Origin of the sequence: Streptomyces sp. YS415 (assembly GCF_023544665.1) — a bacterium.
In the GTDB taxonomy this organism is placed as follows: domain Bacteria; phylum Actinomycetota; class Actinomycetes; order Streptomycetales; family Streptomycetaceae; genus Streptomyces.
The window spans coordinates 20,316-43,583 of the sequence record NZ_JAMJFL010000005.1; the positions used below are offsets into that span (position 1 = coordinate 20,316).

Annotated in this window: 22 protein-coding genes; 6 read left to right on the forward strand and 16 right to left on the reverse strand. The window is 72.5% G+C overall.

Annotated features, from left to right (window positions below; all coding sequences use genetic code 11):
* Positions 1-21: 21 nt before the first annotated feature.
* From pstA to M8H82_RS08065, 11 genes are all read right to left on the reverse strand, one after another.
* Complete coding sequence (pstA, locus tag M8H82_RS08015; RefSeq protein ID WP_250071788.1) at positions 22-1,074, reverse strand: phosphate ABC transporter permease PstA; 1,053 nt, start codon at positions 1,072-1,074, stop codon at positions 22-24.
* Positions 1,071-2,075 (reverse strand): phosphate ABC transporter permease subunit PstC, encoded by a 1,005-nt coding sequence (gene pstC / locus M8H82_RS08020; RefSeq protein WP_250071789.1) that lies wholly within the window; start codon positions 2,073-2,075, stop codon positions 1,071-1,073. The genes pstA and pstC overlap by 4 nt, the downstream gene beginning before the upstream one ends.
* A 104-nt stretch (positions 2,076-2,179) precedes the next feature.
* Positions 2,180-3,304, reverse strand: coding sequence for a phosphate ABC transporter substrate-binding protein PstS (gene pstS / locus M8H82_RS08025; RefSeq protein ID WP_250071790.1), 1,125 nt, complete (start codon positions 3,302-3,304; stop codon positions 2,180-2,182).
* 313 nt (positions 3,305-3,617) lie between these two features.
* Entirely contained in the window at positions 3,618-4,049 is a 432-nt protein-coding gene (locus M8H82_RS08030) for an NUDIX hydrolase (RefSeq protein ID WP_250071791.1), read from the reverse strand.
* Positions 4,050-4,083: 34 nt separating this feature from the next.
* Positions 4,084-5,208, reverse strand: a complete 1,125-nt coding sequence (locus tag M8H82_RS08035) for a CHAD domain-containing protein (protein WP_250071792.1) — start codon at positions 5,206-5,208, stop codon at positions 4,084-4,086.
* Positions 5,189-7,420: an RNA degradosome polyphosphate kinase gene (locus M8H82_RS08040; RefSeq protein WP_250071793.1), complete on the reverse strand. Its 2,232-nt coding sequence runs from the start codon at positions 7,418-7,420 to the stop codon at positions 5,189-5,191. Before M8H82_RS08040 ends, M8H82_RS08035 begins: the two co-directional genes overlap by 20 nt.
* Before the next feature lie 276 nt (positions 7,421-7,696).
* Complete coding sequence (locus M8H82_RS08045; protein ID WP_284048661.1) at positions 7,697-8,578, reverse strand: hypothetical protein; 882 nt, start codon at positions 8,576-8,578, stop codon at positions 7,697-7,699.
* Positions 8,575-8,712, reverse strand: coding sequence for a hypothetical protein (locus M8H82_RS08050; RefSeq protein WP_284048662.1), 138 nt, complete (start codon positions 8,710-8,712; stop codon positions 8,575-8,577). Before M8H82_RS08050 ends, M8H82_RS08045 begins: the two co-directional genes overlap by 4 nt.
* A 113-nt stretch (positions 8,713-8,825) precedes the next feature.
* Complete coding sequence (locus M8H82_RS08055; protein WP_250071794.1) at positions 8,826-9,821, reverse strand: ABC transporter permease; 996 nt, start codon at positions 9,819-9,821, stop codon at positions 8,826-8,828.
* Entirely contained in the window at positions 9,818-10,720 is a 903-nt protein-coding gene (locus M8H82_RS08060) for an ABC transporter ATP-binding protein (RefSeq protein WP_250071795.1), read from the reverse strand. Before M8H82_RS08060 ends, M8H82_RS08055 begins: the two co-directional genes overlap by 4 nt.
* On the reverse strand, positions 10,717-11,103 hold the full coding sequence (locus M8H82_RS08065; RefSeq protein WP_250071796.1) for a GntR family transcriptional regulator: 387 nt from the start codon (positions 11,101-11,103) through the stop codon (positions 10,717-10,719). Before M8H82_RS08065 ends, M8H82_RS08060 begins: the two co-directional genes overlap by 4 nt.
* A 110-nt stretch (positions 11,104-11,213) precedes the next feature.
* Here M8H82_RS08065 and M8H82_RS08070 point away from each other — a divergent pair, with 110 nt between their 5' ends.
* Genes M8H82_RS08070 through M8H82_RS08090 form a run of 5 tightly spaced genes read left to right on the forward strand, consistent with a single transcriptional unit; the run spans position 11,214 to position 15,541 of the window.
* Positions 11,214-11,756: an RNA polymerase sigma factor gene (locus M8H82_RS08070; RefSeq protein WP_250071797.1), complete on the forward strand. Its 543-nt coding sequence runs from the start codon at positions 11,214-11,216 to the stop codon at positions 11,754-11,756.
* The gene (locus M8H82_RS08075; RefSeq protein ID WP_250071798.1) at positions 11,753-12,568 is read left to right on the forward strand and encodes a zf-HC2 domain-containing protein; all 816 of its coding nucleotides are present in this window, start codon (positions 11,753-11,755) and stop codon (positions 12,566-12,568) included. The genes M8H82_RS08070 and M8H82_RS08075 overlap by 4 nt, the downstream gene beginning before the upstream one ends.
* Positions 12,565-13,425: an ABC transporter ATP-binding protein gene (locus tag M8H82_RS08080; protein WP_250071799.1), complete on the forward strand. Its 861-nt coding sequence runs from the start codon at positions 12,565-12,567 to the stop codon at positions 13,423-13,425. The genes M8H82_RS08075 and M8H82_RS08080 overlap by 4 nt, the downstream gene beginning before the upstream one ends.
* Positions 13,422-14,939 carry an ABC transporter permease gene (locus tag M8H82_RS08085; protein ID WP_250071800.1) on the forward strand — a complete coding sequence of 506 codons (1,518 nt, stop codon included), beginning with the start codon at positions 13,422-13,424 and terminating at the stop codon, positions 14,937-14,939. The genes M8H82_RS08080 and M8H82_RS08085 overlap by 4 nt, the downstream gene beginning before the upstream one ends.
* Positions 14,936-15,541: an ABC transporter gene (locus M8H82_RS08090; RefSeq protein ID WP_308293236.1), complete on the forward strand. Its 606-nt coding sequence runs from the start codon at positions 14,936-14,938 to the stop codon at positions 15,539-15,541. The genes M8H82_RS08085 and M8H82_RS08090 overlap by 4 nt, the downstream gene beginning before the upstream one ends.
* Positions 15,542-15,758: 217 nt before the next feature.
* Here M8H82_RS08090 and mshD read toward each other — a convergent pair whose 3' ends face one another.
* The gene (gene mshD, locus M8H82_RS08095) at positions 15,759-16,685 is read right to left on the reverse strand and encodes a mycothiol synthase (RefSeq protein ID WP_250071802.1); all 927 of its coding nucleotides are present in this window, start codon (positions 16,683-16,685) and stop codon (positions 15,759-15,761) included.
* A 180-nt stretch (positions 16,686-16,865) separates the two neighbouring features.
* On the opposite strand from mshD, the gene M8H82_RS08100 reads away from it, so the two are divergent.
* Positions 16,866-18,680, forward strand: a complete 1,815-nt coding sequence (locus M8H82_RS08100; RefSeq protein ID WP_250071803.1) for a bifunctional UDP-sugar hydrolase/5'-nucleotidase — start codon at positions 16,866-16,868, stop codon at positions 18,678-18,680.
* A 72-nt stretch (positions 18,681-18,752) separates the two neighbouring features.
* On the opposite strand, the gene M8H82_RS08105 is transcribed toward M8H82_RS08100, so the two are convergent.
* The 4 genes from M8H82_RS08105 to M8H82_RS08120 form a co-directional block, all read right to left on the reverse strand.
* Positions 18,753-20,168: a HAMP domain-containing sensor histidine kinase gene (locus tag M8H82_RS08105; RefSeq protein ID WP_250071804.1), complete on the reverse strand. Its 1,416-nt coding sequence runs from the start codon at positions 20,166-20,168 to the stop codon at positions 18,753-18,755.
* Complete coding sequence (locus M8H82_RS08110; protein WP_250071805.1) at positions 20,165-20,902, reverse strand: response regulator transcription factor; 738 nt, start codon at positions 20,900-20,902, stop codon at positions 20,165-20,167. The genes M8H82_RS08105 and M8H82_RS08110 overlap by 4 nt, the downstream gene beginning before the upstream one ends.
* A 167-nt stretch (positions 20,903-21,069) precedes the next feature.
* Positions 21,070-22,056 carry a S1C family serine protease gene (locus M8H82_RS08115; protein WP_250071806.1) on the reverse strand — a complete coding sequence of 329 codons (987 nt, stop codon included), beginning with the start codon at positions 22,054-22,056 and terminating at the stop codon, positions 21,070-21,072.
* 127 nt (positions 22,057-22,183) lie between these two features.
* Complete coding sequence (locus M8H82_RS08120) at positions 22,184-23,206, reverse strand: LacI family DNA-binding transcriptional regulator (RefSeq protein WP_250071807.1); 1,023 nt, start codon at positions 23,204-23,206, stop codon at positions 22,184-22,186.
* Positions 23,207-23,268: the final 62 nt, after the last annotated feature.

Sequence of the window (23,268 nt, forward strand, 5' to 3'; positions counted from 1 at the left end):
GGGGAGCCGCGCACAGATGCATCAGCGACCGGTCTTCGGGGCCTTCCAGCGGGCGATGCCGCGGGCCGCCAGGTTCAGGATCATCACGATGGCGATCAGGGTGAGAGCCGCCGCCCAGGCGCGGTCGTACGCCGCTTCCGAGCCCGCGCTGTTCGCGTACTGCTGGTAGATGTACAGCGGCAGCGACGCCTGCGCCCCTTCGAAGGGGTTGTTGTTGATGAACGGGTTGCCGAACACCAGCAGCAGAACCGGGGCGGTCTCACCTGCGATACGGGCCACCGCCAGCATCACACCGGTGGTGATACCGCCGATGGCCGTCGGCAGGACCACCTTCAGGATGGTGCGCCACTTGGGCACGCCCAGAGCCAAGGATGCCTCACGCAGCTCGTTCGGGACGAGCTTGAGCATCTCCTCGGTGGAGCGGACCACGACCGGCATCATCAGGATCGCCAGCGCCAGGGCGCCCGCGAAGCCGGAGAAGCTCATCTCGAAGATCAGCAGGAGGCTGAGGATGAAGAGACCGGCGACGATCGACGGGATACCGGTCATCACGTCGACGAAGAAGGTGACGGCGCGGGCGAGGTGGCCGCGGCCGTACTCGACCAGGTAGATCGCGGTGAGCACACCGACCGGCGCGGCGATCAGGGTGGCGATGCCGACCTGCTCCAAGGTGCCGATGATGGCGTGGTAGATGCCGCCGCCGGGCTCGGTGTCCGCGACGACGCCCATCGAGTGGGTCAGGAAGTAGACGTCGAAGACCTTGATGCCGCGCTGCACGGTCGACCAGACCAGGGAGACCAGCGGCACGACGGCGATCACGAAGGCGACCCAGACCAGCGAGGTCGCGATGCGGTCCCGGGCCTGGCGCCTGCCCTCGACGCGGGCGGCGAGGACGTACGTACCGAAGACGAACAGCAGCGCGGCGATCAGGCCCCACTGGATCCTGCTGTCGAAGCCGGCGGCCAGGCACAGGCCGATGGAGACCGCGAGGGAGCCGACCGCGATGGCCACGGGGGACCACTTCGGCAGACGGGCGCCCTGGAGGGAGCTGGGGTGCTTGACGACGGTGCTCATGCGTTGGCCCCCGAGTACTCCTTGCGGCGAGCGATGATCCATCGGGCCGCGCCGTTGACCAGCAGGGTGATGACGAACAGGACCAGACCGGAGGCGATCAGCGCGTCCCGGCCGAACTCGTTGGCCTCGCCGAACTTGCTGGCGATGTTCTGGGCGAAGGTGCCGCCGCCCGGGTTGAGCAGGCTGCCGTGGATGAGGAAGTCCGGGGAGAGCACGGTGGCGACGGCCATCGTCTCGCCGAGCGCGCGGCCGAGGCCGAGCATCGAGGCGGAGATCACGCCGGAGCGGCCGAAGGGCAGCACCGCCATGCGGATGACCTCCCAGCGCGTGGCGCCGAGGGCCAGGGCGGCCTCTTCGTGCATCTGCGGGACCTGGCGGAAGACCTCACGGCTCACGTTGGTGATGATCGGCAGGATCATGATCGCGAGCAGGATGCCGACCGTGAGCATCGAGCGGGCGGGCCCGCCCTCCCAGTCGAAGATGCCGGTCCAGCCGAAGTAGTCGTCCAGCCAGCCGAACAGGCCGTCCATGTGCGGTACGAGGATCAGGGCGCCCCACAGGCCGTACACGATGGACGGCACCGCGGCGAGCAGGTCGATCACGTAGGCGATCGGACCGCTCAGCTTGCGCGGGGCGTAGTGGGTGAGGAACAGCGCGATGGCGACGGCGATCGGGACCGCGATGACCATGGCGATGATCGACGAGACGATCGTGCCGTAGGCCAGGACCGCGATGCCGAAGAACGGCTCGGTGCCGGTGGTGTTCCACTCGAAGGTCGTGAGGAAGTTGCCCTCGTCCTTGCTGATGGCGACGGCGGCCCGCCAGGTGAGGAAGACCGCGATGGCGGCCATGATCACCAGCAGGAAGATGCCGGAGCCACGGGCGAGACCGAGGAAGATCCGGTCTCCGGGACGGGTGGCGCCGCGGGCGTTGCGCTTCTGCTCGGCCACGGTCGGCTGGGGTGGTGAGGGTGCTTGAGTGTTCTTGGTGGTTATGTCCATCGGGTTCTCCGGTCTGCGGCGCCCTGCGTGGTGGAGGGCTCCTGGCGGCGGTGCACCGGACGGTGCGGCCCGGCCCCGGTGGGGGACCGGACCGCACGCTCAGGTCAGCTCAGGCCCGCGACGGTCTCGCGCACCTTGGCGATGATGTCGTCAGGCATGGGGGCGTAGTCGTTCTCGGCGAGGATCTTCTGGCCGTCCTCGCTGGCCATGTAGCCGAGGAACGCCTTGACGGTGGGCAGGGTCTCCGCCTTGTTGCCCTTGTCGCAGACGATCTCGTACGTCACCAGGGTGATCGGGTAGGCGCCGTCGGCCTTGGTGGCGTAGTTGAGCTCCAGGGCCAGGTCCTTGCCGGTGCCGACGACCTTGGCGTCCGCGATGGCGGCGGTGGCGGTGTCGACGGAGGCCTTGACCGGCTCGGCGGCGCCCGTGTCGATGGCGACGACGGAGGTGTCCTTGGCGTAGGAGAGCTCCATGTAGCTGATCGCGCCGGCGGTCTGCTTGACCTGCTGGGCGACACCGGAGGAGCCGGACGCGGACTGGCCGCCGGGGGCGGTCCAGGCCTTGCCGCCCTCGAACTTCCAGTTCTCCGGGGTGGCGGCGGTCAGGTACTTGGTGAAGTTGTCCGTGGTGCCGGACTCGTCCGAGCGGTGGAACGCCTGGATCTTGAGGTCGGGCAGCTCGGCGTCGGGGTTGAGCTTGGCGATCGCCGGGTCGTTCCAGTTCTTGATCTTGTCGCTGAAGATCTTCGCCAGGGTCGGCGCGTCCAGGACGAGGTTGTCGACACCCTCGACGTTGTACGCGAGGGCGATCGGGCCGCCGACCATCGGGAGGTCGATGCCCTGGCCGCCGGAGCAGACCTCCTTGGAGGCGGTGACCTCTTCGGGCTTCAGCGCCGAGTCGGAGCCGGCGAAGGCGACCGTGCCCTGCGTGAACGCGGTGATGCCGGCGCCCGAGCCGCCGCCCTTGTAGTTGATCTGGACACCCTTGCAGGCCGCGGTGAACTGCTTGACCCAGGCGTCGATCGCGTTCTTCTGGGCGGACGAGCCGTCGGCCAGCAGCTGGCCCTTGGCGTCGTCACACTTGATGTTGCCGGCCTGCGTGCTCGTGGTGGAGTCGCTGCTGCCGCTGTCACCGGTGTCGTCCGAGCCGCACGCCGTGAGGGCCAGGGCGCCGGAGACGGCGAGAGCACCGAGAGCGAGGGCCCGCCGGTTCATGCGCTGAAGCTTCACTTGAGGGAGTTCCTTCCAGGAGCCGCCGTCCTGAATTCCGGCGGCGTGCGAAGTCGGTGAGATGCGGGCGCCTGGTCGAGCCACGCGCCACACCGCGTAAGGCTGAAATTAGGCAGAAGAGGTGAAGGCGCCGATGGCCGTACATGAACGAGGGGTGAACCCCTGGGGACGGTGCGGTGAGGTCACGGAACGCTTACGTCGAGGACACAGGGTGATCCCGACCCGGGCCTCGATTCGTCACTTTACGCAATCGGGTGACTACCCATGGTCCGGAGTGGCCCGGCGTGTGCGGACGGACCCACATTCGGCCCACTCACCGGCGCCGGCCCCGCTCGGCCGGGCTGACCAGTTCGTCCATCAGCTCCCGGTCCCGGGGCTGGGTGAGCCGGTGGCGGGCCGCCTCGGGGCGCAGCCAGACGATGCGGTCGACCTCGGTGCTGGGCACGAAGGTGCCGGGGCCGGCCTCGGCCGCCCAGTAGCGGACCACCTTGGGGCGGCCGTTGGCCATATAGGTCGCCGTGGAGAGCTCGCGGCCGGCCGTGGCCCGGTAGCCGGTCTCCTCCTCGACCTCCCGCAGGGCCGCGGCGAGCGGTTCCTCGCCGCGCTTCAGCTTGCCCTTGGGGTGGGACCAGTCGTCGTACTTCGGCCGGTGGACCAGGCACACCTCGAGTGCGCCGTCGACCGGGGAGCGGCGCCACAGCACGCAGCCGGCCGCCCGGACCGGGGAGTCGTTCGTCGCCGTCACCGGAGCGCGGCCTCCTTCCTGTGCTCGGTACCGGTCAGGGAGCGCTGACCTTCTGCAGCTGCCAGGACCCCCAGCACTGCTGGAAGGCGAAGCGGGCCGCCTCCACCTCGTGCCGCTGGTCGGCGTGCAGCACCCCGAGGGCGTACGCCGTGGCCGGGGCGATCCGGGGGGTGCGGGCCGCCGCGGCCGCCGCAGCCGCCGCCTCGGAGGCGTCCCGGTGGCGGTCCAGGGCCTGGCCCGCGGTGAGCAGGCGCATGTCCACGGGGGCGCCCTCGCCGAGGAGGCACTCGCGGGCGTAGCGGTGCAGGCGGAGCAGGAGGCGGACCTGGTGCCAGGGGGCGTCCTGGGGGTGCGGGGCGGGGTCCGGGGAGAGGCCGTGGACGAGGGCCTCGGCGTTGTACGGGTTGCCCGCGGTGACCAGGGGCAGGGCGCCGACCGCGTCGGTGAGGCGTTCCTCGGCCGCGGTGGCGAGGGGGTGCAGGTCGGCGGCGGGGGCGGTGGGGGCGAGGGGGACCTCGCTCGCCAGTACGGCGATGTGGTCGGCGACCGCGTGGAAGCGGCTGGAGCCGAGCGCCTGGAGGGCGGTGCTGTGGGCTCTGGTCCGGGCGAGGGTGAGCTGGCGCTCCAGCAGGGCGCCCGCCTTGGCCGCGCCCACGGTCAGATTGCCGCGCTCCCCGGCGGGCGCCGCCGCCCGGCCGCCCGCCGGGTCGGGGGCACCGGCCGGGCTGCTCACGGCGCCGTCGGTCGCCTGGGCCGGGAGGACCGTCGCCCCGGACAGGCGGTGCAGCGCCAGCAGCAGGCGCTCCAGACGGGCCGCGTAGGCGTGCTCCATGGCCAGGGTGCCCGACAGCCAGGCCAGTTCCGGGCGGATGCGTTCCGACCAGTCGGGGTCCAGAAAGGTGCGGAAGGTGTGCAGGCTGCCGCTGATGCGGCGGGCCGAGCGGCGCAGCGCGCGGGCCGCGTCCACCGACTCCGCCGAACCGTTTTCCCCGGGCCGGGACCGCGCCCGCCCCGGGGTTCCTCCGTCGCCGCCGGTCTCCCGGTGCAGCCGCAGCGCGCGGAGGAACTCCATGGCCTGGGTACGCAGGTATGCCTCGAGTGCCTCCCCGGTCACCGGCACGGCCGTGGCTTTCGTCGGGTCAAGGTGTTGCTGTGCCACGCCGGCGCCTCCGGGCGTCAATGAGCATCTCCTGGACGTTCCGCAGGGGCTGGCCTTCCGCGTCGGTCGCGTGCCGGGTCCACTCGCCGTCGGGGCCGAGGTGCCAGGAGGCCGTGGCGTCGGACATGCCGGTCTCCAGCAACCGGTTGAGGGCCGCCCGGTGGGCCGGGTCGGTGACCCTGACCAGTGCCTCGATGCGGCGGTCGAGGTTGCGGTGCATCATGTCGGCGCTGCCGATCCACATCTCGGGCTCGCCGCCGTTGCCGAAGGCGAAGACCCGGGAGTGCTCCAGGAAGCGGCCGAGGATCGAGCGGACCCGGATGTTCTCCGACAGGCCCGCCACACCCGGGCGCACCGCGCAGATGCCGCGCACCCAGACGTCGACCGGCACGCCCGTCTGGGACGCCCGGTACAGGGCGTCGATGAGGGCCTCGTCGACCATCGAGTTGACCTTGATCCGGATGAACGCCGGGCGGCCCGCGCGATGGTGCTGGACCTCCTTGTTGATCCGGGAGATCAGGCCGTCGCGCAGGGACTTGGGGGCCACCAGCAGGCGGCGGTAGGTCTCCCGGCGCGAGTAGCCGGACAGGCGGTTGAAGAGGTCCGAGAGGTCCGCGCCGACCTGCGGGTCCGCGGTCAGCAGGCCCAGGTCCTCGTAGAGCCTCGCCGTCTTCGGGTGGTAGTTGCCGGTGCCGACGTGGCTGTAGCGCCGTAGCGTGTCGCCCTCCTGACGGACCACCAGGGAGAGCTTGCAGTGGGTCTTCAGGCCGACCAGGCCGTAGACCACATGGCAGCCGGCCTCCTCCAGACGCTTCGCCCACTTGATGTTGGCGTGCTCGTCGAAGCGGGCCTTGATCTCGACCAGGACGAGCACCTGCTTGCCGGCCTCGGCCGCGTCGATGAGCGCGTTGACTATCGGGGAGTCGCCCGAAGTCCGGTACAGGGTCTGCTTGATGGCGAGGACGTCCGGGTCCTCGGCGGCCTGCTCCAGGAACGCCTGCACGGAGGTGGAGAAGGAGTCGTAGGGGTGGTGCAGCAGCACGTCCCGGCTGCGCAGCGCGGCGAAGATGTCGGGGGCGGTCGCCGACTCGACCTCGGCGAGATCGCGGTGGGTGCCGGCGACGAACTTCGGGTACTTCAGCTCGGAGCGGTCGAGGGAGGCGAGCCGGAACAGTCCGGTCAGGTCCAGCGGGCCGGGCAGCGGGTACACCTCGGCCTCGCTGATCTTCAGCTCGCGCACGAGCAGGTCCAGGACCTCGCGGTCGATGGACTCCTCGACCTCCAGGCGCACCGGCGGCCCGAAGCGGCGCCGCATGAGCTCCTTCTCCAGGGCCTTGAGGAGGTTCTCGGCGTCGTCCTCCTCGACCTCCAGGTCCTCGTTGCGGGTGACGCGGAAGGCGTGGTGCTCCAGGACCTCCATGCCCGGGAAGAGCTCTTCCAGGTGCGCGGCGATGACGTCCTCGATGGGGACGAAGCGGCCGGGGCTGGACTCCAGGAAGCGGGAGAGCAGCGGCGGCACCTTGACGCGGGCGAAGTGGCGGTGCCCGCTGACCGGGTTGCGCACCACGACGGCCAGATTCAGGGAGAGGCCGGAGATGTAGGGGAAGGGGTGGGCCGGGTCGACGGCGAGGGGGGTCAGCACGGGGAAGATCTGGTGCCGGAAGAGGGTGAACAGACGGGCCTGTTCCTTCTCCGTCAGCTCGTTCCAGCGGACCAGGTGGATGCCCTCCTCCGCGAGCGCGGGGGCGACGTCCTCGTGGAAGCAGGCGGCGTGCCGGGCCATCAGCTCCCGGGAGCGGGCCCAGATCATCTCCAGCACCTGGGTGGGCTGGAGCCCGGAGGCGGACCGGGTGGCGACACCGGTGTGGATGCGGCGCTTCAGGCCGGCCACCCGGACCATGAAGAACTCGTCGAGGTTGCTGGCGAAGATCGCCAGGAAGTTCGCCCGCTCCAGCAGGGGCGTGGTGGGGTCCTCGGCGAGTTCGAGCACCCGCTCGTTGAACGCCAGCCAGCTGCGCTCCCGGTCGAGGAAGCGCCCCTGGGGCAGGGGGGCGCCGTCGGTCGGCGCCTCCTCGTAGGCGTCGAGGTCGGCGTCGATGTCGGGTTCGAGGTCGGAGACCGAACCGGCCACGGTGCGCGAGCGGTGGGCGGCGATGGAACCGACGGAGGGCTGCGCGTGCTGGACCTGTGCCTGGGCGTTCTGCTGACTCATGGCCCCATTCTTCCGCGTTCCCAGGGGTACGGGCGCGTCGGAGGACGCGGGCGGGAGTGTGGCGGCGAGACGTCGGGCGTCCCCGTTCCCCGCGGCTCCCTCGGGAGGCGGCGAAGGCTCTGGCACGGCGGGCTTCATTCGCCGAGCGTCGCAAGCCCGTCTGAACCAATGGTTACGGAGACATGGCGTGCGGGATATCGGGCGGCGGCTCCCGGACGTCCGCATGCCGGGACCGGACGTCCCTCCCCCCGTAGGAGGGACGTCCGGTCCTGGGGATCAGGTGGTCCGGCGGCGCAGGGCCACGAAGGCGGCGGCGACGGCCCCGGCCGCGACGGCGAGCAGGATGCCGCTCTCGACGTACTGGATCGGCCAGAAGTGGGACGACGGGTGCAGCGTCACCTCGGTCCGGGTGTGGGACACCTGGAAGGCCGAGCGGGGCAGCTCCGGGCCCTCCTCGGCGCGGGTGACCGCGGGCCACAGGTCGGCGCGGTGGCGCTCCAGGAGGTTGTGCAGGAGCAGGGAGGCCGCGCAGGCCGCCCCGGCCGCGGGCAGCGCCCGTCCGAGGAGCGTCCCGGCGAGCGCGCCGAGGGCGAGGCCGGCCAGGACGTACGCGACGGCGGTGGGGCCGGTGCCGGCGAAGACGTCCGGCTGGTACCAGTCCCCGACCAGGTTCGGGTCGTCCTCCCCACGGGCCCACGCCGTCAGCGCGACCAGGGCCGTCGTGCCGGCGGTGAGCAGTACGGCCGGTACGGCGAGCTTGGCGGTCAGCCATTGCACCGGCGTGACCGACTGGGTCCAGGCGAGGCGCGCGGTGCCGTTCTCCAGCTCGCGGCCGATGAGCGACCCGCCCGCCCAGGCGGCGACCGGGACCGTCAGCCAGACCAGGCAGGCGGTGACGAAGGCGATGCCGTTCGCGTACGTCTCGTCCGCGGTGATCGCGTCGACCGCGGCGCAGGACATCAGTCCGCCGGTGGGCGGCGTGCCGCAGGGGCTGCTGCCGCGCTGGGCCTCCTCCGCGAGGGCGGCCAGCCACACCAGGAACGCGGTGGCCGCGAGCAGGACGAGGCCCCACAGGAGCAGCGCGGTGCGGTGCAGTCGCAGCATCGCCCATGGCAGCCCGGTGGGCCGGGGGGCGGTGGTGGTGGTGAGGGCGGTCATGCGGGGGCTCCGGTGGGGTGTGGGGCCGTGAGCGGGCCGGGGCCCCGCAGGGCGGGCGTGGTGCGGTGCGGTCGCAGGACGGCCCGCGGCGGGCGGCCGGGCCGGGGGGCGGCGGCGGTGGTGAGGGCGGTCATGGCGGGGCTCCGATAGGGAGCGTGGTCGCGAGCAGGGACGAGGCCCCACACGGCCGGGGCGGTGCGGTGCAGTCGGAGCACGGTTCGCGGCGACCCGCCGGGCCGGAGGGCGGTCATGCGAGGGCTCCCGTGCGGCGCTTCAGCAGTGCGAAGGAGGCCCATACGGCGACGGCCGCGACGGCGAGGACGATGCCGGTCTCCACGAGGTGCAGGGGCCAGAAGTGGTCGGTGGGGTGGTAGTAGGCGTAGAAGCCGGTGATGTCGCGCTCGGAGAGGCAGCCGGGCGACCCCGTGCAGTCCGGGATGGGGACGTGGGCGCCGTTGCGGGTGAGGGCGCCGCCCTCGACGATCAGGCCCACGGTCTCGGGATAGTCGTCCGTGGCGGTCGCCAGCTCCGGCGGCCACAGGTGCGGGCGCAGTGCGCTCAGCCGGTCGGAGAGCGCCAGGACGGCCAGGGCCGCGACCGCGAGGGCGGGCAGGGCGCGCGGCAGGAGCAGGCCGACGAGGGCGCCGATCGCCAGGCCCAGCAGGGCGTAGGCGGTGGCGGCGGTGCCGTTGGCCAGGTAGACGCTGTGCCAGGTGCGCCAGCCCATCATCCGGTGCAGGCTCTCGCCCGAGGAGACCCACACCAGCCGGTGCACCAGGGTGAGCGTCAGCATGCCGGCGGTGAGCAGGGCGGCCGGAACCGCGAGCTTGGCGGCCAGCCAGCGCCCGGGGGAGACGGACTGGACCCAGGCCCACTGGGCGGTGCCGTTCTCCAGTTCGCGGCCGACGAGCGCGCCGCCCGCCCAGGCGGCGACGATCAGCGGCATGAGCCCGAGCAGGTTCCCGCCGACGGCGAGGATGTCGTCGTACCGGGCGAAGGCGGGGCCGGTGAGGTCGCAACCCAGGCTCGGCTCCCCGGAGCCGCAGCCCGCGTCCCGGTACTCGGCCCAGGCGGCGTCGGCGCCCGGGCCGTACGCCCACAGCAGCGCGCCCGCGGCCACCGCCACCAGCATCAGCCAGAACAGCAGCGCCGACCGGTGCACCCGGAGCAGTGCCCGGACCAGCCCGCGGGAACCGCGGGAGCGGGGGGCGGTGGCGGTCGCCCGCACGGTCACGGCGGTCATACGGCCGCCCCTTGGGTGTCGCGGAAGGTGAGGGCCGGGGCGTCGGGGGAGCGCAGGTGGGCCAGTACCAGCTCCTCCAGGGTCGGCTCGGTGGGCTGCCAGGCCGGGGCGACCGGGCCCTCGGGCCGGATCAGCGCGGTGAGCTGGCGGCCCGTGGTGCGGGACTCGACGACGGTGTGCGGGGCGAGAGATTCCCCGGCGCGGCCGGTGACCAGGGTGTGCGCGGCGAGTACGTCCTCCAGGGGGCCGGCGAGGCGGATCCGGCCGGCGCCGAGCAGCAGGAGATGGTCGCAGGAGCCCTCCAGCTCCGCCACCACGTGCGAGGACATGACCACCGTGGTGCCGTGCTCGGCGGCGTCCGCCATCAGGGTGCCGGTCAGCTGGTGCCGGGCCAGCGGGTCGAGGTCGGCCATCGGCTCGTCCAGGAGCAGCAGGTCGGGGCGCTTGCCGAGGGCCAGGGCGAGGGCGACCCGGGTGCGCTGGCCGCCGGAGAGGGTGCGGATCTTGGCGCCCGGGTCCAGGTCGCCCTCGGCGACGATCCGCTCGGCGACGGCGCGGTCCCAGCGGCGGGGGTTCAGCTCGTGGCCGAGCCGCAGGGTGGCGGCGACGGTGAGGTGGGGGTGCAGGGGCTTGTCCTGGGCGACGAGGGCGAGGCGCTCCCGGGCCGCGGCCGGGGTGGTGCCGAGCACGGTGACGGTGCCCTCGCTGGGCCGGAGCAGCCCGGCGGCCAGGGCGAGCAGGGTGGACTTGCCGGCGCCGTTCGGGCCGACGAGGGCGCACACGCGGCCGGCGGGGAGCCGGAAGTCGAGCTGTTCCAGGCCGGTGGTCCGCCCCGCAGGGCGCAGTCGCCGACGGAACCTCTTGCTCAGTCCCGCCGCCTCTATGGCGATCTCGCTCACGCCTCGTCCCCCTTGAAGTGTTCTTCCAGTACGGCGGTGAAAAGTGCCGCCACGTCGTCGTGCTCCAGGCCCGCCGCGCGGGCCCGCGCCGCCCAGTCCGTCAGTTCGGTGTGCAGCGGGGAGTCGGCGGGCGCGGCGCCCAGCGACTTCTTCACGAAGGTGCCGAGGCCGCGGCGGGCCTCGACCAGGCCCTCGCGCTCCAGCTCGCGGTAGGCCTTCAGCACCGTGTTCGGGTTGATGGCCGTCGCCTCCACCACCTCCCGCGCCGTGGGGAGCTTGTCGCCGGGTGCCAGCAGGCCCAGGCGCAGGGCCTGCTTGGTCTGCTGGACGATCTGCAGGTAGGTGGCGACGCCGCTGCGCCGGTCGATGCGGTACTCGACCATCCGTTCCACCACCCTTTCACTAATTGAGTAGTGAAAGGGTGGTGGAACGGGGTCGGAAAGTCAAGCGTGATTCCGTGAACCGGACCGGCGGCCTCGTCCGATGAGGAGACGTGAGCGAAACGAGAAGCGACGGGGATCTGCTGCGCGCCGTCGCGGCGGACGGGGACCGGCGCGCCTTCGAGGAGCTGTACCGGCGGTTCGCGCCCTGGCTGACCGCCCGGCTGCGCGGCCGGTGCGCCGACCCCGGGATCGTCGACGACGTCGTGCAGGAGACGTTTCTCGCGGTGTGGCGGGGGACCGCCGTCTACCGGGAGGACGGGGACGTCGCGGGGTGGCTGTGGCGGATCGGGTCGCGGCGGCTGGTCGACGCGCTGCGCGGCGACGGGGCGCGGGGGCGGCTGCGGCAGGTGCTGGCCCGGCTCAGGCACCGCGAGGAGGCGTCCGCCGAGGACCGCGTGCTCGCGGGGGTGGAGCACGGGGATCTGGCGGGCGCCCTGGTACGGCTCTCGCCGGAGCTGCGCGCGGTGCTCCAGGCCACGGTCGTCGACGGGCTGACCACCCGTGAGGCGGCCGTGCTGCTCGGGATTCCGCCCGGGACCGTCAAGACGCGGGCCATGCGCGCCCGTAAGCAACTGCGGGAGGCGCTGGCATGACCTGGCACGTATCCGAAGAGGACCTGCGGGCCTACGCGCGCGCCGAGTTGGCGGCGCCGCTGCTCTGGTCCGCCGACACCCACCTGGCCGCCTGCGCGCACTGCCGGGCGGTGCTCGCCGAGGTGAGCGGCCCCGTCGACGCGGGCTGGGAGCGGCTCGACGCCGAACTCGACGCGCCCCGGCCGGGACTGCTGGAAGGGCTGCTGGTGCGGGTCGGTGTCGCCGACCACACCGCGCGGCTGCTGGCGGCGACGCCCGTGCTGCGCCGGTCCTGGCTGGCGTCGGTGGTGTTCCTGCTGGTGACGACGGTCGGGGTGGTGCACTCGGCGGGTTCGCCGACGCTGTTCCTCGCCCTGGCGCCGCTGCTGCCGCTGGCGGGGGTCGCGCTGAGCTACGGACCCGCACTGGACCCGACGTACGAGATGGCGGTCGTCGCCCCCGTGCACGGCTTCAAGCTGCTGATGATCCGGACGCTCGCCGTGCTCACCACCGGACTCGGCCTCAACGGCCTGGCCACGCTCGCCCTGCCCGGGTACGGGCTGCGCGCCCTGGCCTGGCTGCTGCCCGCGCTCGCCCTCACCGCCACCGGACTCGCGCTGACCCCGCGCCTCGGGCCGGTCCTCGCGCCGTCCCTGGTCGCCGGGGCGTGGGTGGCCCTGATCGCCGCCGCCGACGCGAGCGGCGACGCGCCCCTGATCCCCTTCACCGCCGCCGGTCAGGCCACCGCCGCCGCGGTCGCCGCCCTCGCGGCGGGCCTTCTCTGCCTCGTACGTGACCGATTCGACGTCTTCCCCAGGAGCGCCGCCGTATGACCTCCACTGTCTCCGCCTCCGGGCTCAGCCTCCACTACGGCGGCACCCGCGCCCTCGACGACGTGTCGCTGCGGCTGTCGCCGGGCGTGACCGGGCTGCTCGGGCCCAACGGCGCCGGAAAAACCACCCTGTTGCGGGTGCTGGCGACCGCCGTACCGGCCCGGCGCGGGGAGTTCACCGTGCTCGGCCACGACCCCGGCACGACCCGTGGCCGCCAGGAGGTCAGGCGGACGCTCGGTTACCTGCCCCAGACACCCGGCTTCCACCCCGACTTCACCGCCTTCGAGTTCGTCGACTACGTGGCGATCCTCAAGGAGATCAACCACCGTGCCGACCGCCACCGCGAGGTGCGCCGGGTGCTGGACGAGGTCGGCCTCGGCGACGTGCGCGGCAAGCGCATCAGGAAGCTCTCCGGCGGCATGCGGCAGCGGGTCGCGCTCGCCGCCGCCCTCGTCGGTGACCCCGGGTTCCTGGTCCTGGACGAGCCCACCGTCGGTCTCGACCCCGAACAGCGCATGCGGTTCCGGGAGTTGATTGCCCGGGCGGGCGAGGGGCGGACCGTGCTGCTGTCCACCCACCAGACCGAGGACGTGGCGATGCTCTGCCACCGCGTCCTGGTGATGGCCGGCGGCCGTATCCACTTCGACGGCACCCCCGCCGAACTCACCGCGCGGGCGGCCGGCCGGGTGTGGAGCAGTGCCGAGCGGGCCCCGGACGCGAAGGCGGGCTGGCGCACCGGCATCGGCACCTTCCGCAACGTGGGCGACCCGCCACCCGGCGCGGACCTCCTCGAACCCACCCTGGAGGACGGCTACCTGCTCACGCTCGACGGCCAGGGCCTGGCGGTGACGGCATGAGCACCCTGGTCCAGCCGGCGCCCGCCGCCGTGCGCACCGAGCCCCGCGACTCCTGGGCGTCCGTGGCCGCACTCGCCCGCTTCGAGGCGCGCCGACTCCTGCTGGCGCCCCCGGTCCTGGTCGCCTTCGCGGTGTACTTCGCCTGGATCGTGTGGCACACCCTCGACTCCTACGACGGTTTCCCCGCGCTCCAGGACGCCGACCGCGACACCCAGAGCACGCCCCTGCTCGTCGCGCTCGCGATCCTGGTGAGCGTGAATCTGGCGGTGCTGCGGTCCCGGCGCCGGGACACCGACCGGCACTTCGACGTGCTGGTCGTCCCGACCTGGCGCCGTACGGTCGCCCACGTCCTGTCCGTCGTACCGGCCGCGCTGCTGACCGGGGTGTGCGTGGCCGTGCAGTTCGGCTGGGAGGCGCTCAAGCCGGGCGCCGTCGGACACGGTTCACCGGGCGAGCTGCTGGTCGGGCCGCTGACGGTGCTGCTGTTCGGGGCGGTCGGGGTGCTGCTGGCCCGGGTGCTGAAGTCGGCGTACGTGGGCCCGCTGCTGGTCGTGTTCCTCCTCTTCTTCCTCGTGCTCGGCGTGGCCCCCGGCGGCAGCGACTCCGGGACGCGCTGGCTGACCCCGGTGGTCGGCGAGTACAGCGGCGAGACCCTTCCCTCCGACCTGCTGGGCCGCCCGGCCGCCTGGCACGCCCTGTACCTGCTGGGGCTCGGCCTCACGGTCGGTGTCCTCGCGGTGCTGGCCGGGGGCGGCCGCCGTCTGAAGAGCGTCTACGGCGCCCTCGGCGGGGCGCTGGCCCTGACCCTGGTCGGCGCGGTCGCCCAGTCCGGCGGCACCCCGGCCGCGCTGACCGCGGCCCGCGAGAAGGCGACCGTCGATCCGGAGCAGACCTGTGTGCGGCGCGGCGGGTCGACGTACTGCGCGTATCCGGAGTGGGAGCCGCGGGTCGGGACCTGGGCGCAGGTGGTGGACGAGGTCTCCGGTCTCGCCGGCGGCACCGCGCACGACCAGGAACTCCTCGTGCGGCAGCGCGTCGAGGCGCGCTACGGCCTGTCGGGCGACGGCACCCTGCCGCCGTCCGGCACCGCGCACGAGGTCACGGTCGGCACCCGGTGGGGCGGCGCCCGGGTCCCGGAGTTCTCCTCGGCCGTGGCCGCCGTGCTGGTGACGGGGAGCGAACGGGCGGGCAGTGAGGTGTGCGACGGGCGGATCGTCACCGTCATGTGGCTCGCCCTCGGCTGGCAGGACGAACCCGTGGACGCGCTGCGCAAGGTCCGCCTCGACGACAGCGTCTCCGGTTCGGCGATCGTGCTCCAGCCGACGGAACCGCTGTCCATGTCGGCGGCGCAGACCGATGTCGTACGCACCCTGCTGACCCGCCCGCGCGGCGAGGTCACGGCGCTGGTGAAGGAGCACTGGACCCAGCTGACGGCACCCGGAGTGACCACCGCGCGGGCGGCCGAACTGCTCGGGGTGCGGGGGATCACGGAGAAGGACGGGTGCGAGGAGTGATCCGGTACACCGGGCGCACGGTGCCCTGGCGGGCGCTCGGCGCCGGGGCCGCCGCGGGACTGCTGCTCGCCGGGTCGGCGCGGCTGTTCGCCGACGGGTTCAGCCCCTGGCTCGCCCTCAACGCCCTGCGCGCCGCGGCCCTCACCTTCGCCCTCGGCCTGGCCTTCCTCCTGGACGACCCGGCCCGCCGCACCACGGCCACGGTCCCGGTACGGCGGCTCGCCCGGCAGGCCCTGCGCGTGGCGTGGGCCGCCCCCTTCGCGGCGCTGTACTGGACGGCGGCGGTCCTGCTGGTCCCGGCCGACCTGCGGCCCCCGGTCGGCGCGGTCACCGTGGAGGCGGCCGCCGCCTGCGCCCTCGCGCTGGCGGGCGCGGCGGCGGCACTCCGCCGCACCGACGAACCGGAGCCCGGCACCGGCGTCGCCGCCGCCCTCCTCACGCTGGCCGTACTGACCGCGCTGCTCGACCCCTGGCACCTCTTCGCCCCACCGGAAGACCCCCACTGGACCACGGCCCACGAACGCTGGGCCATGATCCTGACGGCGGCCGCACTGGCCTGGGCCACATGGTCAAGAGAGCCGACGACGAGCCTGCGCAGGTAGGCCGCACTTCCGACTGCCGCCCGCACCAACTCCCCCAGGGGCGCGGGGAACTGCGCGACCGGCCACAACCGACCTGCACCCGCCCGACAACCTCTCGTACGAACCCGGCGCCCCGACTCCGCCCGCACCAACTCCCCCAGGGGCGCGGGGAACTGCGCGACCGGCCACAACCCACCCGCACCCGCCCGACCGCACCCCCGCCCCACCCCCTCCCGCGCTACGTCTCCGTCCGGTACATCAGATCCGTCTCGTACGTCACGAACCCCATCCCCTCGTACACGGACACCGCCGCCTTGTTGTCCGCGTCCACATACAGCATCGCGTCCCGCACCCCCCGCCCCGCCAGATACCGCAACCCGATCGCCGTGAGGGCCTTCCCCAGCCCACCCCCCTGCGCCCCCGGCCGCACACCGAGGACATACACCTCACCGAGCCCCTCCTCGGCGTGCACCTTGGTCCAGTGGTAGCCGATCAGCTCACCGCCCCGCTCCGCCAGAAAGAACCCCGCGGGATCGAACCACGGCTCGGCCATCCGGTCGTCGAGATCACGCTGCGTGAGAGACCCCTGCTCGGGATGGTGGGCGAACGCGGCGGCGTTCACCGCGAGCCACGCCGAGTCGTCCTGCCCGGGCACAAAGGCCCGTACCGTCACATCCGCGGGCAATCCCGGCTCGGGCATATCCAGCTCCGCCAAGGGCCGCCGCATCTGCCGCAGTTCACGGAACAACGTCAGCCCCAGCACCTGCGCCAGATGCCGGGCCGCCGAGTGCCCCCCGTGCGCCCACACCCGCAGCCGCTTCCCGGAGGCGGCGAGGAGGGCCGAGCCCAGCGCCCGCCCGTGGCCGTGCCCGCGGTGCGCGGGGTGGACGACCAGTTCGGCGGCCGGCGCCTCCACCGGATCGGTGTCCTCCAGTTGGGCGTACCCCACGAGTTCGGAGTCGACCGTGAGCAGCAGGTGCGAGACGCCCTCGCGCTCCCCGCCGCGCAGTTGCAGCCGTCCCTGTTCGGACACCGCCTGCTGGCCGTCCCGCGAGGCGGCCTCGGCGAGCAGGGCGAGCACCTCCTCGGTCAGGTCGGGGGAGAGTGCGGAATAGGTCTCGATGGAGCGGCCCCCACCGGGCCGTGCGGTGTCGTCGCTGGTCATGCGTACGAGGGTAAGCCGAGGCGGCCCGGACCGACGGCAAAAGGGAAACCAGGATGTAACCCGGAACCTCCTACCGCGCTACGCGCGTTGACTCTAGGCTGCGCCCCGGGCGTCCACCGCCCTGTCATGACCTCTTCCGCTTGATACGACGCACATTCATACGACTCACAAGGGGGGCGTATGCCAGCCATGTCCACGCAGCCGGAGCACCGCCGCAGACGCCGGACGCACCTCATCCTCACCGCGGCGGCGGGCCTCGCCACCGCGGGGGCCCTGGCCGCCGCCCTGCCGGCGACGGCCACCGCGGAGGAGGGCGACCGCAAGGGCGGCCACTCGAGCCGCTACCAGGACGTCCAGCTGCTGTCCTTCAACGACCTGCACGGCAACCTGGAGCCGCCGTCCGGCTCCTCCGGCCGGGTCACCCACCTCAAGGAGGACGGCACCACCGAGACCATCAACGCGGGCGGTGTCGAGTACCTCGCCACCCACCTGCGCCAGGCCCGCCAGGGCAACGCGTACTCCGTCACCGCGGCCGGCGGCGACATGGTCGGCGCCTCCCCGCTGATCTCGGGCCTGTTCCACGACGAGCCCACCATCGAGGCGCTGAACAAGCTCGACCTGGACGTCACCAGCGTCGGCAACCACGAGTTCGACGAGGGCCCCGCGGAGCTCAAGCGCCTGCAGTACGGCGGCTGCCACGAGACGGCCGGCTGCTACGTCGAGGGCGAGGAGTTCGAGGGCGCCGACTTCCCCTACCTCGCGGCGAACGTCCTGAACGAGAAGTCCGGCAAGCCGCTGCTCAAGCCGTACTGGGTCTGGAAGAAGAAGGACGTCAGGATCGGCTTCATCGGCGTGACCCTGGAGGACACCCCGGGTGTCGTCTCCGCGGAGGGCGTCAAGGGCCTGAAGTTCAAGGACGAGGTCGAGACGATCAACAAGTACGCCCGCGAGCTGCAGCGCCAGGGCGTCAGGTCGATCGTCGCGCTGATCCACGAGGGCGGGGCCCCGGCCTCGGCGGCGTACAACTACGACTGCGACTCGCCGGGCGCCGGTGACGGCATATCCGGCCCCATCGTCGACATCGCCAAGAACGTCACCCCGCAGGTCGACGCGCTGGTCACCGGCCACACCCACGCGGCCTACGCCTGCACGATCAACGACCCGTCGGGCAAGCCGCGCACGGTCACCTCGGCCGCCTCCTTCGGCCGGCTCTACACGGACACGACGCTGACGTACGACCGCTGGACGGGTGACATCGCCCGTACGGCCGTGAAGGCGACGAACCACGTGGTCACCCGGGACGTCGCCAAGGCGACCGACATGACCGACCTGATCACCAAGTGGAACACCCTCGCGGCGCCCGTGGGCAACCGCCCCATCGGCTACATCTCCGCCGACGTCCCGAGCACCGGCACCGAGTCCCCGATGGGCGACCTCATCGCGGACGCGCAGCTCGCCCACGGCAAGCAGCTGGACCCCGGGACCGACCTGGCGCTGATGAACCCGGGCGGGGTGCGGGCCGGACTGACCTACGCGGCCAAGGGCAGCGAGGGCGACGGCGTGGTGACCTACGCCGAGGGCTTCACCGTCCAGCCGTTCTCCAACACGGTGAACCTCCAGGACTTCTCCGGCACGCAGCTGATCCAGGTGCTCAAGGAGCAGGTCAGCGGCTCGAACGCGAGCGCGCCGAAGATCCTGCAGCCGTCGGCGAACCTGACGTACACGCTGGACATGACGAAGACCGGTGCCGACCGTGTGGTGACGGACTCCATCCGGCTGAACGGCGCGGCGATCGACCCGGCCGCCACCTACCGCGTCGCGACCAACAGCTTCCTCGCGGGCGGCGGCGACGGCTTCACCACGCTGGGCCTCGGCACCAACGACCTCGTCGGCGCCGACGACCTGACGGCCCTGGAGCAGTACCTGACGGCCAACTCCTCGGCGACGAACCCGATCGCGCCGCCGGTGGCGAACCGCATCACGATCGTGAGCTGACTCGCTCATCGGGCCGCCACGAGGCGGGGTCCGGAGATCTCCTCTCCGGGCCCCGCCTCGGCCATGTCCGGCTTACGGCATCTCCGGCGGAGGCGTCGGTGCCCCCGGCAGCTTCACCGTTGCTGCCGTGCCGCCGCCCTCCGCGCGGGCCAGCGTCACTTCACCGCCCGCCTCCTGGACCGTACGGGCCACGATGGACAGGCCCAGGCCCGAGCCGGGCAGAGCCCGCGCACCCGGAGAGCGCCAGAAGCGGTCGAAAACGTAGGGGAGTTCCTCGGCCGGAATGCCCGGGCCGTGGTCGCGGACCGTGAGGACCCCGTCGGCGAGCCGGACCTCGATGGTGCCGCCCTCGGGGCTGAACTTGACCGCGTTGTCCAGGATGTTGACCACCGCGCGCTCCAGCGCGGTCGGCTCCGCGCGGACGTACCAGGGCTGGAGGTCGGCCCTGATCGTCAGCTCCGGGCCGCGGAGCCGTGCCCGGCGCAGGGCGGACTCGATTGTGTCCGCCAGCGGCACCACCTGGACACGCTCGCCCCGCTGGCCCTCCGAGCGGGACAGTTCCTGGAGGTCGCCGATCAGGGCGGCCAGTTCCGTCATCTGCGCCTTCACCGAGGCGAGCAGGGCCTTGCGGTCCTCCGGGGGGATCGGACGGCCGGTCTCCTCGCTGCGGGTGAGGAGTTCGATGTTGGTGCGGAGGGAGGTGAGGGGGGTGCGCAGTTCATGGCCGGCGTCCGCGATCAGCTGCTGCTGGAGCTCGCGGGAGCTGGCCAGGGACGAGGTCATCGAGTTGAAGGAGCGGGAGAGGCGGGCGATCTCGTCCTCGCTGTCCTCGTCGGTGGGGATGCGGACGTTCAGATCCTCGGTGCGGGCCACGTGTTCGACGGCCTCGGTGAGCTTGTCGACGGGGCGCAGGCCCGCGCGGGCGACTGCCAGACCGGCGGCGCCGGCGCCCAGTACTCCGATGCCGGAGACGAGGAGCAGGATGAGGGCAAGGTCGTTGAGGGTGGACTCCGTGCTCTTGAGCGGGGTCGCCACGACCAGGGCGGCCGGGCCCTGGCTGGTGGTCAGGGGGACCGTCAGGACGCGTACGGCATCACCGTTCTCATCGGTGCCGTTGTGGAAGACGCCCTTGTCACCGCCGTTCTCGATCACCTTCTTGTCGGTGCCGGAGACATCGACCTTGCGGCCGGCGAACGTGTTGACGCAGACGGTTCCGTCTTCCTTGACCACCTGGAAGTAGGTGGTGCCGAAGCCGCTCGCCTCCTCGGGGCAGACCGCGAGGACGTTGTTGATCTGGTTGGCGATCCGTTCCGGTGGCTGGACCATCTGCGCCAGGTCCTTGTCCACCTGCTCGTACAGCTTCCCCTGCACGATGAACCAGCAGGTGACCGAGACCGCCGCCACCCCGAACGCCACCGCCGCCGCCACCAGCAGCGCCAGCCGGGACCGGATCGGCAGCGCCCGGAAGCGCCGCGGCACCCCTCTCACTCCGCGCCGCCCTGCCGCAGGACGTACCCCACGCCCCTCACCGTGTGCACGAGCCGCGGTTCGCCGCCCGCCTCGGTCTTGCGCCGCAGGTACATGACGTACACGTCCAGCGAGTTCGACGACGGCTCGAAGTCGAAGCCCCACACCGCCTTCAGGATCTGCTCCCGCGTCAGCACCTGGCGCGGGTGTGCCATGAACATCTCCAGCAGGGTGAACTCCGTGCGGGTCAGCTCCACCGGCCGCCCGCCCCGCGTCACCTCCCGCGTCGCCAGGTCCATGCGCAGGTCGGCGAAGCTGAGGGCGTCGTCCGCCTGCACCGCGGCCGCCCCGGCCGCCGCCGCGTACGAGCTGCGCCGCAGCAGCGCCCGCACGCGGGCGAACAGCTCGTCCAGCTCGAACGGCTTGACCAGGTAGTCGTCGGCGCCCGCGTCGAGCCCGGTGACCCGGTCGCCGACCGTGTCCCGGGCCGTCAGCATGAGGATCGGCGTGGTGTCGCCCGCCCCCCGGATGCGGCGCGCGGCGGTCAGGCCGTCCATGCGGGGCATCTGGATGTCGAGGACGACGAGGTCGGGACGGTATGCCGCCGCCTTCTCCAGGGCGTCCGCGCCGTCGACGGCCACCTCCGTGGCGTACCCCTCGAAGGCGAGGCTGCGCTGGAGGGCTTCGCGCACCGCGGGCTCGTCGTCGACGATCAGGATGCGCTGGGGGTCACGGTCGCCATCGGCGGGGCTCATGGGCTCGGGTTCCTCGGGTGCGGAAGGACGGGGTCGACGCTTTCAGCCTCGCATGTTCGGGGCGGGGGCGTTGAGGGGCGGAAATCCGTCAGGCGGGGGCCGTCGTGAAGCGCGCCGGGTCGGTGTCGGCAGCCGCGTGGGAGACCTGCCCGATCATGACGCACCCCTCAGTTCTGGGACCCCGACCGCAGCTTCGCGAGGTCGGACTTGACGGTGTCGATCGGGATGGCGAAGCCGAGGCCGACGCTGCCGGCGTCGGAGGAGGCCGAAGCAGACGAGTACATCGCGGAGTTGATGCCGATGATGTCGCCGTTCATGTCGATCAGCGCGCCGCCGGAGTTGCCGGGGTTCAGCGAGGCGTCGGTCTGGAGTGCCTTGTACGTCGTCGTGGACGAGCCGGTGTCGCCGTTGAACTCCTGGCCGCCGAACTCGAACGGCCAGCCCCCGCCACCCTGCTGCTGTTGCTGCTGACCCTCGTCCGTGGAGACGGTGACATCGCGGTCGAGGGCCGAGACGATGCCGCTGGTCACGGTGCCGGTCAGGCCCTCGGGCGAGCCGATCGCCACGACGGTGTCGCCGACCTGGACGCGGTCGGAGTCGCCGAGACTCGCCGCCTGCAGTCCCGAGGCGTCCGCCAGCTTGATCAGCGCGAGGTCCTTGCTGCTGTCGGTGCCGACGACCTCGGCGGTGTACTCCTTGCCGTCGCTGGTCGTCACCTTGATCGAGGAGGCGCCGGAGATGACGTGGTTGTTGGTGATGATCTCGCCGTCACCGGTGATGATCACGCCGGAGCCGGTGGACTGGCCGGAGTTCGAGGTGGCGCTGATCTCGACGATGCTGGGGCTGACCGCCTCGGCGACGGCCGCGATGTCGCCCTTCTTGGCGGCGGGCACCACGCTGGTGGTCGTGGCGCCGGCGGCGACGGTGTCGGTGCCGGTCAGCTCCTGGACGGCGTACGCGCTGCCACCGCCCACGGCCGCGGCGACCAGGGCGACGGTGGCGAGGAGAGCGAGGGGACCGCGGGCCCGCTTCCTGCGCGGAGCGTCCTCGGCCCGGGTCGTCGGCGGGTATGTCGGCGGAGGCGGCCATTCCGGATTCACGGGGGCCGAAGCGTGCTGCTCGTACGCGCCGTCGCGGCGGAAGCTCTCGGTCATGTCCCTGAGCTTGGCGTCCGACGATGAGAGCTCCCTGAGCGCTCCCTGAGAAGCCCGACAGAACCTCGTATGCCCGATGTAAAGACCTACGCGCGGCCGCGGGAACCCGCCCGCGAGGGCACAGGACCTACACGCAGCCGCAGGACCGCCGCACCACGAGCCGCGACGGGAACACCTTCAGCCGCTCCCGCCGGGAACCGGCGACCCGCAGGCCGTCGTCCAGGACGAGGTCGACCGCGGCCCGGGCCATGGCGGACCGGTCGCTCGCGACCGTGGTCAGCGGCGGATCCGCCAGATCCGCCTCCTTGATGTCGTCGAAGCCGGCCACGGCCAGCTCGCCCGGCACCTCGATGCGCAGCTCCCGGGCGGCCCGCAGCACACCCAGCGCCTGGTCGTCGGTGGAGCAGAAGATCGCCGGCGGACGCCGGGGCCCGGCGAGGATCTCCAGCGCTATCCGGTACGCGTCGTACCGGTTGTACGGCGCCTCGAAGAGCCGTCCCTCGGTCGGGAGACCGGCCTCCTCCATCGCGTGCTTCCAGCCCTCGACGTGGTCGGAGACCGGGTCGCCGACCGAGGGGGTGTCGGCCGTGCCGCCCATACAGGCGACGTACTCGTAGCCGTGCTCCAGCAGATGCCTGACGGCGAGCTGGGCGCCGCCGAGGTCGTCCGTGACGACGGCGACGTCGTCGATCGCCTCGGGGCGCTCGTGGAGCAGCACCACCCGGGCGTCCCAGGCGTCGATCTCCGCGGCGGCCAGGTCGTTCAGCGCGTGGCTGACCAGGATCAGACCGGAGACCCGCATCCCCAGGAAGGCCCGCAGGTAGTGGACCTCGCGCTCGCCGACGTAGTCGGTGTTGCCGACGAGGACCATCTTCCCGCGCTCGGAGGCGGCCTGCTCGACCGCGTGCGCCATCTCCCCGAAGAAGGGCTGGCGCGCGTCCGGGATGATCAGGCCTATGAGGTCCGTGCGCCGCGAGGCCATGGCCTGGGCGACCCGGTCGGGCCGGTACCCCAGCTCCTTGATCGCGGCGAGGACACGCTCGCGCGTGGCCGGGGCAACCGGCCGGGGTCCGTTGTTGATGACATAGCTGACGACGGCAGTGGAGGTCCCTGCCAGCCGCGCCACATCATCCCTGGTTACCTTGGCCACGCGCGGAGTCTACGCGGATGGACCCGCTCTGGGCAGGGCGTGAAGGAGCCCGGCTGCACCCC